Source organism: Undibacterium sp. SXout20W, from assembly GCF_049340285.1.
In the GTDB taxonomy this organism is placed as follows: Bacteria; Pseudomonadota; Gammaproteobacteria; order Burkholderiales; family Burkholderiaceae_D; genus Undibacterium.
The window spans coordinates 26,583-41,984 of the sequence record NZ_JBMPPH010000022.1 but is presented as its reverse complement, the minus strand read 5'-3'; the positions used below and the strand labels follow the sequence as shown (position 1 = coordinate 41,984).

14 protein-coding genes are annotated in these 15,402 nt (G+C 47.2%); 11 read left to right on the top strand and 3 right to left on the bottom strand.

All coding sequences use genetic code 11. The annotated features are described in order from the left end of the window. Positions 1 to 11 precede the first annotated feature (11 nt). From ACO0K1_RS12475 to ACO0K1_RS12455, 5 genes are all read left to right on the top strand, one after another. Positions 12 to 689 (top strand): HAD family hydrolase, encoded by a 678-nt coding sequence (locus tag ACO0K1_RS12475; RefSeq protein ID WP_423026157.1) that lies wholly within the window; start codon positions 12 to 14, stop codon positions 687 to 689. Between the two features lie 10 nt (positions 690 to 699). After that, positions 700 to 2,052: a polynucleotide adenylyltransferase PcnB gene (gene pcnB / locus ACO0K1_RS12470; RefSeq protein ID WP_423026155.1), complete on the top strand. Its 1,353-nt coding sequence runs from the start codon at positions 700 to 702 to the stop codon at positions 2,050 to 2,052. Then, a complete protein-coding gene (gene folK / locus ACO0K1_RS12465) occupies positions 2,049 to 2,531 on the top strand; it encodes a 2-amino-4-hydroxy-6-hydroxymethyldihydropteridine diphosphokinase (RefSeq protein ID WP_423026153.1) in 483 nt (160 codons plus the stop codon). Before pcnB ends, folK begins: the two co-directional genes overlap by 4 nt. Before the next feature lie 339 nt (positions 2,532 to 2,870). Continuing rightward, positions 2,871 to 3,683, top strand: coding sequence for a 3-methyl-2-oxobutanoate hydroxymethyltransferase (gene panB, locus ACO0K1_RS12460; protein WP_423026151.1), 813 nt, complete (start codon positions 2,871 to 2,873; stop codon positions 3,681 to 3,683). 449 nt (positions 3,684 to 4,132) lie between these two features. Next, positions 4,133 to 4,903 (top strand): TorF family putative porin, encoded by a 771-nt coding sequence (locus ACO0K1_RS12455; RefSeq protein WP_423026149.1) that lies wholly within the window; start codon positions 4,133 to 4,135, stop codon positions 4,901 to 4,903. 152 nt (positions 4,904 to 5,055) lie between these two features. Here the strand turns inward: ACO0K1_RS12455 and ACO0K1_RS12450 are convergent, their stop codons facing one another. Then, positions 5,056 to 5,460 (bottom strand): hypothetical protein, encoded by a 405-nt coding sequence (locus ACO0K1_RS12450; protein ID WP_423026147.1) that lies wholly within the window; start codon positions 5,458 to 5,460, stop codon positions 5,056 to 5,058. Between the two features lie 552 nt (positions 5,461 to 6,012). On the opposite strand from ACO0K1_RS12450, the gene kdpF reads away from it, so the two are divergent. The 6 genes from kdpF to kdpE all read left to right on the top strand — a co-directional run bounded on the left by kdpF (position 6,013) and on the right by kdpE (position 14,118). Continuing rightward, positions 6,013 to 6,102, top strand: coding sequence for a K(+)-transporting ATPase subunit F (kdpF, locus tag ACO0K1_RS12445; protein WP_422992849.1), 90 nt, complete (start codon positions 6,013 to 6,015; stop codon positions 6,100 to 6,102). Continuing rightward, entirely contained in the window at positions 6,102 to 7,919 is a 1,818-nt protein-coding gene (gene kdpA, locus ACO0K1_RS12440) for a potassium-transporting ATPase subunit KdpA (RefSeq protein ID WP_423026145.1), read from the top strand. The genes kdpF and kdpA overlap by 1 nt, the downstream gene beginning before the upstream one ends. A 13-nt stretch (positions 7,920 to 7,932) precedes the next feature. After that, complete coding sequence (gene kdpB, locus ACO0K1_RS12435; protein WP_423026143.1) at positions 7,933 to 10,014, top strand: potassium-transporting ATPase subunit KdpB; 2,082 nt, start codon at positions 7,933 to 7,935, stop codon at positions 10,012 to 10,014. 31 nt (positions 10,015 to 10,045) lie between these two features. Beyond that, entirely contained in the window at positions 10,046 to 10,615 is a 570-nt protein-coding gene (gene kdpC / locus ACO0K1_RS12430; RefSeq protein WP_423026141.1) for a potassium-transporting ATPase subunit KdpC, read from the top strand. A gap of 99 nt (positions 10,616 to 10,714) precedes the next feature. Beyond that, a complete protein-coding gene (locus tag ACO0K1_RS12425; protein WP_423026139.1) occupies positions 10,715 to 13,429 on the top strand; it encodes a DUF4118 domain-containing protein in 2,715 nt (904 codons plus the stop codon). Continuing rightward, complete coding sequence (gene kdpE / locus ACO0K1_RS12420) at positions 13,426 to 14,118, top strand: two-component system response regulator KdpE (RefSeq protein WP_423026137.1); 693 nt, start codon at positions 13,426 to 13,428, stop codon at positions 14,116 to 14,118. Before ACO0K1_RS12425 ends, kdpE begins: the two co-directional genes overlap by 4 nt. Before the next feature lie 229 nt (positions 14,119 to 14,347). Here the strand turns inward: kdpE and ACO0K1_RS12415 are convergent, their stop codons facing one another. Both ACO0K1_RS12415 and ACO0K1_RS12410 read right to left on the bottom strand, forming a co-directional pair. Continuing rightward, on the bottom strand, positions 14,348 to 15,076 hold the full coding sequence (locus ACO0K1_RS12415; protein WP_423026135.1) for an SDR family NAD(P)-dependent oxidoreductase: 729 nt from the start codon (positions 15,074 to 15,076) through the stop codon (positions 14,348 to 14,350). Then, the gene (locus ACO0K1_RS12410; protein WP_423026133.1) at positions 15,055 to 15,276 is read right to left on the bottom strand and encodes a TIGR02450 family Trp-rich protein; all 222 of its coding nucleotides are present in this window, start codon (positions 15,274 to 15,276) and stop codon (positions 15,055 to 15,057) included. The genes ACO0K1_RS12415 and ACO0K1_RS12410 overlap by 22 nt, the downstream gene beginning before the upstream one ends. Between the last annotated feature and the right edge of the window lie 126 nt (positions 15,277 to 15,402).

Genomic DNA, 15,402 nt, shown 5'->3' with positions numbered 1-15,402 from the left:
CCAGCCCCTTTATGCGTCAATTAGCTTTATTTGATCTCGACCACACGCTGATTCCTATCGATTCAGATTACGAATGGGGACAGTTCCTCTGCCGGATTGGTGCAGTCAATGCAGACGAATTTGCTCGTCGCAACGCGGATTTTTTCGCTCAGTATCAAGCAGGTACTTTGGATCCGGTTGAATATCTGGAATTTGCACTAGGAACGCTGGCGCAATTTAAACGCTCACAACTGGATGAGTACCATGCACAATTTATGCATGAGGTGATACAACCTGCATTACTGCCGGCCGCGTTTGATCTTTTAAAGAAACATCAAGACCAAGACAATTTGATCGCCATCATCACGGCAACGAATCGTTTTGTCACTGCGCCAATCGCTGCGGCACTCGGTGTTGAGCACTTATTAGCCGCCGAACCCGACGTCGATACAAGCAACAATATCACCGGCAAATTACTTGGCGTCCCGACCTCGGGCGTCGGTAAAGTCATTCATTTGCATGATTGGTTGCAACGTCGTGATCAACAACTGAGTGATTTTGGTCAAAGCTATTTCTACAGCGACTCGCACAACGATATTCCTTTACTCGAAGTTGTGACACACCCGGTTGCCACTAATCCAAACGCAAAACTGAGTGCCCATGCACTGACGCGCGGATGGCCACAAATTAACCTGTTCGATCAGCAATAATTCGCAAGCAATGATTAAGAAATTTATCCGCAAAATACTCGGCGTTAAAAACTCAGCAGAGTCTGGCAAAGCCAACCCTAAGCCAACCATGCTGACCGCAAAAGAGCACGGCATCAATCCCAAATTAGTGTCGGCAAATGCGATCCGTGTCACGCAAACTTTGCAAGAAAATGGTTTTAAAGCATTCATCGTTGGTGGCGCCGTACGCGATTTACTGACAGGCGTGAAACCGAAAGATTTTGATATCGCAACCAACGCGACGCCAGAACAAGTTAAGCGCCTATTCCGCCGAGCTTTTATTATCGGGCGTCGGTTTCAAATTGTGCACGTTATGTTTGGGCAAGACTTGCTGGAAGTGACAACTTTCCGTGGCCCGTCTAATGATGGTGCGCCGAAGGATGAACACGGCCGCGTGTTGCGTGATAATACCTTCGGTGAACAGCATGAAGATGCAGCGCGACGTGATTTCACGATCAATGCAATGTATTACGATCCTGCAGCACAAACGGTACTCGATTACCACGGTGGCATTAAAGATATTCGCAAAAAAACTTTGCGCATTATTGGTGTACCTGAAGCACGTTATCGCGAAGACCCTGTACGTATGCTACGGGTTGTGCGCTTTGCAGCAAAACTACAGTTCGAAATCGACACGGCAACCAGAGCACCGATCGCCGTCATGGCACCATTAATCAACAATGTCCCGGCTGCCCGCGTCTTTGATGAAATGTTGAAATTGCTGACCAGCGGACATGCGATGGCCTGTTTGCAGCAATTGCGTAAAGAAGGCTTACATCACGGATTAATGCCTTTGCTCGACGTCGTGATGGAGCAACCCTTAGGCGAAAAATTTGTTACCCTCGCACTCGCCAATACAGACGAACGCGTACAGCAAGGAAAACCTGTTTCACCGAGTTTTCTATTTGCCTCTCTACTTTGGCACCAAGTCGTTGAAAAATGGGACGCCTATAAAGCGGCAGGAGAATTCCCGATTCCGGCGCTGCATCTGGCAGCCGACGACGTCTTAAATGCGCAAACGGATGCATTAGCGATTCAACGCAAAATCGGCGCTGATATGCGTGACATCTGGGCAATGCAACCACGTTTCGAAAAACGCATCGGCAAGACACCTTATAAAGTACTGGAACATCAACGCCTGCGCGCTGGCTACGACTTTTTGTTGCTACGTTGTGCCAGCGGTGAAATTGATGCTGAAATTGGCGAATGGTGGACTGGCTTCATACATGGTGAAGCTGAACAACGCGAACAATTAATTAATAGCAAGCCTAAAACAAGCGGTGCATCAGCAGTAAAAAAACGTAAACCTCGTCGTCGCAGTCCGAAAGCGAAAGCTGAAGAATGACCCTGGCCACCATCGGCATAGGTGCCAATCTGGGCAATGCGCGCGACACAGTACGCCAAGCCATCAAACGCCTGGCAACGATGGATGGCTGCAGCAACGTTATTGCTTCATCCTTATTTAGCAGTGCCCCCATCGACTCGAGTGGTGATGACTATGTCAATGCAGTCGTGCAGCTACAAACCAGCTTAGATGCGCAAACGTTGCTCTCTTCGCTGCAAGAGATTGAGCTCGCATTCGGCCGCGAGCGGCCTTATCGAAATGCACCAAGAACGCTAGATCTGGACGTCTTGTTATTTGGTGATGAAGAAATTTCGACTGCAACGCTGATCGTGCCCCATCCGCGTATGGTTGAACGCGCATTTGTGTTGCTCCCTCTTGTACAAATTGCCCCGGATATCAACATTCCTGGCGTCGGTAAAGCAGATGCGTTAATAGCCAATGTGAATGATCAAGTGATTTTTGAATTACCCGAGACGTAAGAATACACCCCCGAGTAATTTTATTTAACCAGACAACGCAAGGATAAATAGGGCATTTTTTGAATATACTCCCCCTATTTCAAATAAAAATACAAAAAAGCAAAAGCAAAAGCAAGATCAAGATCAAGATCAAGATCAAGATCAAGATCAAGATCAAAAAATAGCTTCAAATAAGGTTCAAAGCAAGCGACGATCAGATTTGGGTTAGACTAGCTTTCATCAGGTCGTCGCCAACATACGAATGAGCAAGCAAGAACAAAAACCGAATCGCAGGTAATGGCGGAGACCAAAACCAGCTGTCAAAAAAATCGAATGGCAGCATTATCTTTGGAGAAAAGAATGGCTGAATATTTACAAGACCGTAAGGCTGTCAGTGTCCCTGGCTTGCAAACCATGCGCGCGAACGGCGAAAAAATTGCAATGCTGACTTGCTATGACGCAAGTTTTGCAGCATTAATGGATCGTTGTGGTGTTGAAATTTTATTGATTGGTGATTCGTTAGGTATGGTCTGCCAGGGTCACGAATCGACGTTGCCAGTCACAGTTGCCGACATTGCGTATCACACAGCCGCCGTGGCGCGTGGAAATAAGAAGGCGTTGATCGTCGCCGATATGCCTTTTGGTAGTTATGCAACACCCGAATCCGCGTTTCAAAATGCGGTTCAGCTAGTGCAAGCTGGTGCGCATATGGTGAAACTTGAAGGGGGTAACTGGCTCGCACCGACGATTAAATTTCTCACGGAGCGCGCAATTCCGGTCTGCGCACATCTGGGTCTGACGCCACAATCGGTCAATTTATTAGGTGGCTATAAGGTACAGGGAAAAACATCAGCAGCTGCCGATATTCTCAAATTAGAAGCCCTGGCAGTGCAAGCGGCGGGAGCCAGTCTGCTGGTACTCGAAGCGATTCCCGCAAGTTTAGGCAAAGAAGTGACGGCCTCTCTAGATATTCCAACGATCGGCATCGGCGCCGGTGTTGACTGTTCTGGCCAAGTCTTGGTGATGCATGATCTGCTCGGTGTATTTCCGGGACGAAAAGCACGTTTTGTGAAAAATTTCATGGAAGGGCAAACCACGATCGATGCAGCCGTATCTGCTTACGTGGCAGCGGTAAAGGATCAAACTTTCCCGGCGCCAGAACACTGTTTTTAAACGATCAATTAAGATCGCTCCCACCTAACATAGATACCAGGACTTTTTGCTAAGCCTGGTATCTATGACAACACTCCTCCCATGAACACGGGGCAGCAATGCCAAGTACCCACGTATGCTGATCGATAATTCAAACTCTGAATCGATTGATCTGAGATTGATTTGATATCGAATTAATATCGAATTAATATCGAATTAAGGTCGATTTAATATCGAACTAAAGTCGAACTAAGCTCGAACTAAGCTCAACTAATGTTGAATTGACGTTAAATTAATGTTGATTTGATGCTTTTTTAACTACCCACATGCACAATAATATAAAAATTACAAATGTAGGTTTACGGCATCTATACATTCGCCTAGACTATCTTTGCACCATTTTTATACCTTCACCGTTATTCTAACCACTATCAAGTCGCCATCTCGGTGACGATAAAAAGGAAGATCACATGAAGAAAAATATCCTGATGTTAAGCATCATCGCCACACTAGTTTCCTCTGGTGCTGCATTTGCAGAAGAAGCGAAACCGGACAATGAAGTCAGCTTCAATGCCAGCCTTGCGAGCGATTATCGCTATCGCGGCATTTCCCAGACTCGTTTAAATCCAGCATTACAAGGCGGCGCAGACTATACAAACAATCCAACGGGTTTATACGCTGGTACCTGGTTATCGACCATCAAGTGGATTTCTGATACCCCAGGCGCAGGAAGCACGCCCGCAGAATGGGATATCTACGCTGGCAAAAAAGGCGAAGTAACGAAAGACATTTCTTACGATATTGGCGTACTGGCCTATGTCTACGTCAACAATAATTTGACCAATGCCGGATTAAAGGATGCCAACACGTTAGAACTCTATGGCCAACTCGGTTATGGTCCAGCGTATATTAAGTATTCACACGCTGTGACGCCATTATTCGGTATCGTTGATAGCAAAAACAGTGGCTATCTGGATGCTGGTGCCAATATCGAAATCAGCGAAGGTCTGACGTTGAACCTGCATGTCGGCTATCAAAAGGTGAATGGGTTCAATTCTAGCCAAGCCACTTACACTGATTACAAAGTCGGCATCAGCAAAGAATTTAAAGAATTCGGCGACATCGTTGTCAGCCTCGCAGCGGTGGGCACCAATGCAAATCAAACGTTCTACGCTTCCCCTGCGAACGGCAAATTTTTGGGCAAAAATAGCGCGGTGCTGATTGCTACAAAAACGTTCTAAATTAGTTCTAAATTAGTTCTAAATTAGTGCTGAAATAGCGCTGAAATTGAGAAAAATTGAAGCTGGAAGGAGAAATAATTTTCTCCCTCCAGCTTCTATTATTTAATTTTTTCTATGCTTGATGACAACGCGACCGATTCGCTTTGAAGCGATTAGTGTACGCTCGCCAGTACCGGCAAACTATTCGCACTACGTGCAATCAACACTTCACCACTCACATCATCGTTTGCATTGCGTTCAAGATGAATTTTAAGTTTTTTGTCTTCTGAGACAAACGTATTTTTACCTGCAACGACGACGCGACGTAATACATCATCGCTGTCCAGACTCGCGTACATTAATTGACCACGCTTGACGATTTTGAGTTTCTCGCCAGTAGAAAGCTCATAAACACCAACGAATTTACTCCTCGTTTCAATATCCATTTGCAACGCATGCGCTGGTAATTCTATCGTTTGCATTGCCTCAGGTGTCGGCACGGCATCGGCTGCAAAAGCGGCGTTCTGTGTCAATGTTAAGGCCAACACTGCTGTAACGAGGGGAATTAATTTCGACATGATGATTTCCTTTTCTCTGCTAAAAAATAACGAATTCTGTTAATGAAAAACCGCAAATCAAAAAATTTGATTTCAACAGCTTGTCATCCCTGAGCAGTTTCAACCCGCGTCGTTGAATGACGAGTGAATCATAGATAATTTCAATCAACGATCAGGCCAGTTTCCGACCAACAGCGTATTTTGAGGATTAAAAAGCGTTTTTTGAGGATCTAAATTTCGATTTCTCAGATATTGGGGGGCTTTTAGCACCTTCGTCATTTTTGACACGCTTGACCTCGATTGTTTTTGCGCGCATGAATTTCTTCGCCAAAAAAATAGGATTTAGTGCTGTTTGTAAAAGGCGGTCAGCGGTGGTCAGCCACGTTTACACAATTTTTACACCGCACCAATCAAGCTATACGACATCTTTATCCCTTTTTCCCTATTGTGTCTCCTGTCATCAAAGAAATTCACTGGAGGTCATATGGAATTCATTTACTTGGGATACATACTGCTGTTTGCGGTCTGTACGTTCGCCCTGATCAAGGGTTGCAGCCATCTTGGAGGCGGCTTATGAGCCTGTTTCAAATTATCGCAGCGGTGGCTTCCGCTTTATTGTTGGTTTATCTGGTCTACGCCCTGTTGAAACCGGAGGCATTCTGATGAATCACTCCGCCTTTTTCCAAATCGCACTGTCTATGGTGGTACTGACAGCACTGGCCGTGCCTTTGGGTCTGTATATCAATAAAGTCATGAGCGGCGAAAAAAATGCCCTTTCATGGTTGTTGCAACCTGTAGAAAAATTCTTCTACAAAATTTTTGGGGTTGATGCTGCTGAAGAGATGTCCTGGAAACACTATGCCATTACCTTAATGGCATTTAACGTTCTGGGTGTGCTCGTTGTTTATGCATTACAGCGCCTGCAACTGGTTTTGCCTTTGAATCCACAAGCATTGCCAGGCGTTGGTACGGACTCCTCGTTCAATACAGCGATTAGTTTTGTCACCAATACCAACTGGCAAAGTTATACGCCAGAAACCACCATGAGCTATTTAACGCAAATGACGGGTTTAAGCGTACAAAACTTTTTCTCCGCTGCGACAGGTCTGGCCGTCGCAGTTGCGTTGATTCGTGGTTTTGCACGTCACACCGTACAAAGCATCGGTAACTTTTGGGTCGATCTGACACGCAGCACTTTGTACATTCTGGTTCCGCTGTCGTTTGTATTTGCTGTTGGCTTTTTGAGCCAAGGCGTGATCCAAAACTTTGACGCCTACAAAACCGCGCAATTAGTTGAAAAGCTGGACTACACGATTCCTAAAGTCGACGCTGCTGGCGTAGCTATCAATGATGCAGCCGGCAAACCAGCCATGGAAGCACAAAGCACGACGACACAAACTTTGCCTATGGGTCCGGTCGCTTCACAAGAAGCGATCAAAATGGTCGGTACCAATGGTGGTGGTTTCTTTAACGCAAACTCTGCACATCCTTACGAAAACCCGACGCCGTTTTCGAACTTCTTGCAAATGATCGCGATTTTCTTGATCCCGGCAGCATTATGTATCACGTTCGGTAAGATGGTCGGTGATAAACGTCAGGGTTGGGCAATCTTCTCCGTAATGGCTATCTTGTTTGTGACGTTTGCCAGTATCGCTATCGTCGCTGAACAACAAGGTAATCCAATGTTTGCAAGCTTAGGTCTCGATCAGGCGATGAACAGTGCGCCGGCAATGTCTCAGGCTGGCGGCAATATGGAAGGGAAAGAAACTCGTTTCGGCATCGCCGCTTCTGGTTTGTTCGCAACAATTACCACAGCAGCATCCTGCGGCGCCGTGAACTCTATGCATGATTCATTTACACCGATCGGCGGCATGGTACCCCTGGTATTGATGAAGCTGGGTGAAGTGGTGTTTGGTGGTGTCGGTGCAGGTATGTACGGCATGTTGATTTTCGCGATCATGGCAGTGTTTATTGCGGGCTTGATGATTGGTCGTACGCCAGAATATCTGGGCAAGAAAATCGAAGCATTTGAAATGAAAATGATCGCCATCACTATCCTGATCGGCCCCTTGTTGGTACTGGTTGGTACGGCGATCTCGGTCACGGTTGCCGATGGTAAAGCAGGTATATCTAATCCTGGTGCGCATGGCTTCACAGAAATTTTGTATGCGTTCGTCTCTGCAGCCAATAACAACGGCAGCGCGTTTGCAGGTTTGAATGCAAACACACCGTTCTATAACACGATGTTAGCAATTGCAATGTGGTTTGGTCGTTTCTTCATCATCATTCCTATTCTGGCAGTTGCCGGTGCGATGGCACGTAAAAAACGTCTGGCAGCGACTGCTGGTACCTTGCCTACGCATGGCCCGCTGTTTGTCGCTCTGCTGCTCGGTACAGTGGTTATTGTGGGTGCATTGACCTACATCCCTGCATTGGCGCTCGGTCCTATCGTTGAACACCTGACCATGATCGCCCAATAAAAGAAAGAAGAAAATGAGCCATAAAGTCGAATTATCGTTGCTGAATTCCAGCATAGTAAAACCAGCGATTGTCGATGCTTTCCGCAAATTGCAACCACAAATCCAGATGAAAAATCCGGTCATGTTTGTGGTGTATGTGGGTAGTATTCTGACCTCCGCATTGACCGTTCAAGCCTACGTCAGCAAGGGCGAAGCACCAGCAGGTTTCATTCTTGCAGTTAGTTTGTGGCTGTGGTTTACCGTCCTCTTTGCCAATTTTGCAGAAGCACTCGCAGAAGGACGCAGTAAAGCCCAGGCAGAATCTCTGCGTGGTGCAAAACAGGATGTACGCGCAAAAAAATTAACGAACGCAAAACGCAATGCATCACAAATGTTAGTCAGCGGATCTACCTTGCGCAAAGGCGATATCATTTTGATCGAAGCCAATGACGTCGTACCCGCTGACGGTGAAGTCATTGAAGGTGTTGCTTCTGTCGATGAATCCGCGATTACCGGTGAATCTGCACCCGTCATCCGCGAATCCGGCGGTGACTTCAGTGCAGTTACTGGCGGTACCCGTGTATTGTCTGACTGGATCATCGTACGTGTGACTGTCAATCCAGGTGAAGCATTCCTGGATCGTATGATCGCCATGGTCGAGGGTGCGAAACGTCAAAAAACACCCAATGAAATCGCCTTGACGATCTTGTTAGTGGCATTGACTATCGTATTCCTGTTAGCGACTGTCACATTGCTGCCATTCTCCCAATTCAGTGTGGAAGCTTCCGGTGCTGGTACACCAGTGACCATCACCGTATTGGTCGCATTACTGGTGTGCTTGATCCCAACGACCATTGGCGGCTTGTTGTCAGCGATTGGTGTGGCGGGTATGAGCCGTATGATGCAAGCCAACGTGATTGCTACTTCTGGTCGTGCGGTGGAAGCAGCTGGTGACGTTGACGTTTTGTTGCTGGATAAAACCGGTACGATTACTTTGGGTAATCGTCAGGCGTCCACGTTCTACCCTGCCCCAGGCGTCACTGAAGAACAATTGGCAGATGCAGCACAATTGTCTTCGCTGGCAGATGAAACACCAGAAGGTCGTAGTATCGTTATTCTTGCGAAGCAAAAATTCCAATTGCGTGAACGTGATATTCAAGCACTAGGTGCAGAATTCATCCCCTTTACGGCACAAACCCGTATGAGTGGTGTGGATCTGACGCAAGCTGGTGTGGTGCGTAAAATCCGCAAAGGCTCGGTCGACGCAACACGTAAATATTTTACTGAAATGGGCAACAGCTTCCCACAATCAGTGATCGATACCGTAGAACAGGTTTCTCGTCAGGGTAGTACACCACTGGTAGTGATCGATGACCAGCGCGTGATGGGTGTGATTGAGCTCAAAGATATCGTCAAAGGTGGCATCAAGGAACGGTTTGCCGAGTTGCGCAAAATGGGTATCAAAACCATTATGATCACCGGCGACAATCGCTTAACAGCTGCTGCCATCGCGGCAGAAGCAGGCGTGGATGATTTCCTGGCGGAAGCAACACCAGAAGATAAATTGAAATTAATCCGTTCCCATCAGGCCGAAGGCAAGTTGGTGGCGATGACGGGTGACGGTACCAACGATGCCCCAGCGCTAGCACAAGCTGACGTCGCGGTAGCAATGAACAGCGGTACTCAGGCAGCGAAAGAAGCCGGTAACATGGTCGATCTGGATTCTAACCCAACCAAATTGATCGAAATCGTTGAGATCGGTAAGCAAATGCTGATGACGCGCGGTTCTTTGACGACCTTCAGTATTGCCAATGACGTTGCTAAATACTTCGCGATTATTCCTGCGATGTTTGCCACGACTTACCCACAGTTGAATGCATTAAATCTGATGCATTTGAGCAGCCCGGCAAGCGCGATCATGTCGGCCGTTACTTTCAATGCGTTGATCATCGTGTTCTTGATCCCATTGGCATTGAAAGGGGTTAAATATCGTGCCCTGGGTGCTGATGTTTTATTGCGTCGTAACCTACTGGTCTATGGTTTAGGTGGTTTGATCGTGCCATTCATTGGTATCAAATTGATCGATATCATCCTCACCATTTTTGGTCTGGTCTGAACATAAAAATGAAAAGAATCGAAAGCACATCATGAAAATTTTACGTCCCTTAGTCGCTTCCTTCGTTTTATTGACCGCAGTGACCGGCATCGTTTATCCATTAGCGGTAACAGGTGTAGGCAAGGTCGCTTTTAGCAATCAGGCGAATGGCAGTATTATCGAAAAAAATGGAAAAATTGTAGGCTCGAAATTAATTGGCCAAAATTTCTCTGACCCAAAAAATTTCTGGGGCAGACCATCCGGTTCGGGTACTTTTGCTTACAATGGTCTTGCATCTGGCGGTTCTAACCAAGGTCCAACCAATCCAGCATTGAAAGCCGCCATCGAAGATCGCATCAAGGCATTGCACGATGCAGACCCAGAAAACAAAGCAGCAATTCCTGTTGATCTGGTCACCGCATCAGGTAGTGGCTTGGATCCTGAAATCAGTCCAGCAGCAGCAACTTATCAAGCGCAACGTGTAGCAAAAGCACGCGGCTTGAAAGTGGAACAAGTCCGTGATTTAATTGCAAGCAACACGAAAGAACCGCAATTTGGCTTATTTGGTGAAGCACGCGTAAATGTACTTGAACTGAATCTGGCGCTTGATCAATTGCATTAAGTTGTTAGAAATGAGAAATACATTGTGCATGCACTCGGCATGCACAATAATCCAGCCCGGTCTTGCGTAGTCTTGCCGTGCGATTTCACTATAAAAACAATGAATACCTCCCGCCCCGATCCAGATGCATTGTTGGATAAAATCCAGCGCGATGACCAGCGACAACAACGTGGTCGTCTGAAGATATTTTTCGGTGCCTGTGCCGGGGTTGGCAAAACCTACGCGATGCTGAATGCAGCGCATGCACAGAAAGCCAATGGCGTTGACGTTTTAGTTGGTGTCGTCGAAACACACGGTCGACACGATACTGTGCAAATCAGTCAAAACCTCGACGTCTTACCGCCTAAAAAAATTCAGTACAAAGATCGTCTCCTGTCCGAGTTCGATATTGACGAAGCTTTGCTGCGTCATCCCGATCTGATATTGATGGACGAGTTAGCACATTCCAATGTCGCCGGATCACGTCATGCCAAACGCTGGCAAGATATCGAAGAATTACTCGCCGCCGGCATCAACGTCTACACCACCGTCAATGTGCAGCATTTAGAAACACTCAATGACGTCGTTGGACAAATTACCGGCATCCGGGTGTGGGAAACGGTGCCTGACAAAGTGTTTGATCAAGCCGACGAAATTACCTTGGTTGATCTGCCACCGGATGAATTACTACGCCGCCTCAAAGAAGGCAAAGTCTATCTGGAACAACAAGCCCAACGGGCTGCAAAGAATTTTTTCCGCAAAGGGAATCTGATCGCCTTACGTGAACTGGCATTACGCCGCACCGCTGATCAGGTTGACGTCCAAATGCGCGATTACCGCGCAGACCAGTCTATCAATACGGTATGGCAAGCGAAAGAACGTTTGCTGGTATGTATAGGACCAGACGACAGCGCTAGCAAATTGGTGCGCGGTGCGGCGCGTCTCGCTGCCAGCCTTCGTGCTGACTGGATCGCCGTTTATGTTGAAACGCCAAAACTTCAGAATCTCAGCAATGACAAGCGCGAAGCGATTCTGAAAACGCTCAAACTCGCGCAAGAGTTGGGCGCTGAGACCACAACCCTGGCAGGCGAAAGTTTGCCGACACTGCTGTTGAGTTACGCACAAAGTCGCAATGTCTCCAAAATCGTCATCGGTAAATCTTTACGTCCGGCATGGGAACGATTGCGCCGAAATAGTCTCGCTGACGAGCTGGCAAACCGCACCAAGGATATTGATATTGTCATGGTGGGGCATGATCTGGAAGCCAACGCTGACAAGTCTCGGGGTGGTTCTAACAGCAGTCATCTGAACTCCGAACAAGAAAAGAAAACTAATACAACAGATTACATCTGGACAGCGGTTGTTTGTATGGGCGCAACGCTCATCAGCGCAGGTTTGACACAGATTTTTGATCTGGCCAATGTGGTGATGTTGTATTTGCTGGCCGTCGTATTTATTGCAATTCGCTTTGGTCGCGGTGCTTCTGTCCTTGCGTCCTTTTTAAGTGTGGCGAGTTTTGATTTTTTCTTCGTACCCCCACGATTTTCTTTTAGCGTCAGCGATAGCCAGTATTTATTTACGTTTGCGATTATGTTGGCGGTATCTTTAATCATCAGTAATTTGATGGCGAATCTGCGCTTTCAGGCACGTATCGCGCACTACCGCGAACGCCGTGCCGATGCGCTCTACACCATGACTAAAGCCCTTTCTGGTGCTTTAATGGTAGAGCAAATTATCGAAATCAGTACGGAACATGTTGCCCCGGTGTTTCAAGCTAAGGTTGCCATTTTACTGCCGGACAGCCACGAAAAAGTGCGTCCTCCCGTCTCTGGCGGCAACGAAAAATCGACCTTGCAACAATTCGATAGTGACGTCGCCCAATGGGTCTACGATAACGCACAAAAAGCCGGACTAGGTACTAATACACTACCATCGAATGCAGTGCTTTATATCCCTTTGCAAGCGCCCATGCGCACACGGGGTGTACTGGCTATCGCACCAAATGATGAGCAACAGCTTTTTCAGCCGGAACAACAGCAATTGCTCGATACCTTTGCCTCACAAATCGCGCTGGCTTTAGAACGTGTTCATTATGTCGATGTAGCACAAGATGCCTTAATTAATATGGAGGCCGAACGCCTGCGTAACTCACTACTCTCCGCGATTTCACATGATTTGCGCACACCGCTGACGGCTATCGTAGGATTAGCCAGCACGCTCGATGAACAGAGTGATTTAAGCGTGGAAAAGCGCCACGAATTAAGTCATGCGATTCATGAGGAAGCGCTCAGAATGAGTGGCTTGGTGGCGAACCTGTTAGATATGGCAAGATTGCAGTCCGGCAAAATTAATCTCAATTTGCAATGGCAACCACTGGAAGAAGTTGTTGGTAGTGCCTTACGCGCTTGCAGTCATAGCTTGATCAATCATCACCTCGAAACGCATATTCCCAAGGATTTACCATTGCTTTCTTTCGATGCAGTATTGATCGAACGGGTGCTATGTAACTTGCTTGAAAATGCGGCAAAGTACGGCGCAGGAACCATAGAACTATCGGCCGTCAAACACAAAGATGCCGTATGGGTGGTGGTCAGCGATAATGGTCCGGGGCTGCCTACCGGCATCAACATTTTTGAAAAATTTACCCGTGGCGATGTCGAAGCAGCCAGCCCCGGGGTTGGGTTAGGCCTCGCAATTTGTGAAGCCATCGTCGGTGCCCACGGTGGTAAAATATGGGGAGAAACACTGGATCAGGGCGGCGCCCAATTCACATTTTCACTACCCATCGGCATTGCCCCTGACATGCCACCAATTATCGAGTCGGAATTGACATGAGCGAAAGCAAAATACATATCGTCCTGGTTGAAGATGAAAAGCAAATCCGCCGCTTTCTCACCGCCGCACTGGAAGCCGAAGACATGGTGGTGTATGAAAGTGAAACCGGCAAGCAAGGTTTGATCACGTGTGCTACCCGTAAGCCTGATTTGCTCATCGTCGATCTCGGCTTGCCCGATATCAACGGCTTAGAGGTGATACGTGACGTTCGTAGCTGGAGTGAAGTACCTATTATCGTGTTGTCAGCGCGTACCCAAGAACATGAAAAAGTTGCCGCCCTTGATGCAGGTGCGGATGATTATCTGAGTAAACCATTTGGCGCAGCAGAGCTGATCGCTCGTATCCGCGCTCATCTACGTCGTCGTCAACCGAGTAATGCACAAGCAGATTCCATTTTTCAATTTGGTGAGGTCAGCATCAATTTTGGACTGCGTACTGTGACTCGTGCCGAAGAAGCGATTCACCTGAGTCCTCTCGAATATCGCTTATTAACAGTCCTGGCAAGAAATGCCGGTAAAGTAATGACGCATCAGCAATTGCTTAAAGAAGTGTGGGGACCAAATCATTCTGAAAGCAGCCATTATTTGCGGATTTATATGGCTAATTTGCGGCAGAAGCTCGAGCGGGAACCTGCGCAGCCTAAGCATTTCATTACTGAAACTGGGGTTGGGTATCGCCTCGTAACCTGACACGCACACGCTACCACCGCCCGCGTACAAGGCTTAAGGACGGCGTTGAACTGAAGTCAAAAATCGCCGTGTATGTCACAAATTACCAATAAACAAGGACTTTGCAGACTCCCCCCCGTCGATCGTTTGTTTGATCAACGAGGTTAGCGGGTTGCCCTGCCCTTCTGTGCTGTGAAGTAAAACGCTAGCGCCGGCGCATTTTGCAGCCTGTACCTGTGTTGTTCATCAATTACCAAGGTAACTGTTGATCATCATAGGTATAAAAATTCCCTGAGTGTTCAGGCATTTTAAGATTTATCACATGGAGCATATCCGCCACCGCCTCATCCGCATGACGTGCCGCACTGCCGCCACGAAACGGTTGTGATAAATCTGTCTGTACGGTGCCAGGATGCAGCGCTAACAACACGGCATTTTTTTGACTGCGCTTGAGTTCAATAGCAGCGGTTTTGACCAGCATATTTAGCGCTGCCTTTGAGGCGCGGTAGCTATACCATCCACCCAGGCGATTGTCTTCGATGCTTCCCACCTTGGCAGATAACATCACCATCACTCCACGCTGGCTATCAAGCAAAGGGGCAAAATGGCGCATCACTAAGGCTGGTCCAAACGTATTAATCTCAAACACACTTTTTAACTGTGCATACTGTAGATCAGAGAGCTTCTTTTCAGGCATAAGTTCGCTCTTATGCAAAATACCGGTCGCGTTAATAATCAAATGAAAAGGCCCACTAGCGGCCATATTCTGCGCCGCATTTTGTATGCTGGATTCATCTGAAAAATCAATCGAAGGTAAAGAATGGCGGTGTAATTCCTCGACCTGAATTTCCACAGGACTCGCCCGCAGAGCACGCACAAACGCAGCACCGATACCACCCGAAGAACCGATCACCAAAGCGCGCATAGGTTTTGGAAAAGAATTCAAACTCTCCATACTCATTTCCAGCCTCGCTGCCATTGGCTCTCATCACACAATTCACGCCAGGGAATCTGGCGTACCGCTTTGCTGAAAACAGCTTCAATTTCTATCGTCTCAATAGGCAGATCAGGATCAGCTTTTTGAATCAATTTGGTAACAATAAAATGCTTTTGCTTCGCAACAACGTCCGTTGCCGTCCATTTGGATAAAAGTAATTTTTTCGGCTGGATGCGATTCATTTTTAACCCTGTTGATGCGAGGATGGGGGTATATTTTCGACCATCAAAACGCATTATTAAATCTCAACTAATTTTGCAGGTCAGCAATTTCACACCGCAAGGTGATTGACAATGGTGATTTAGATC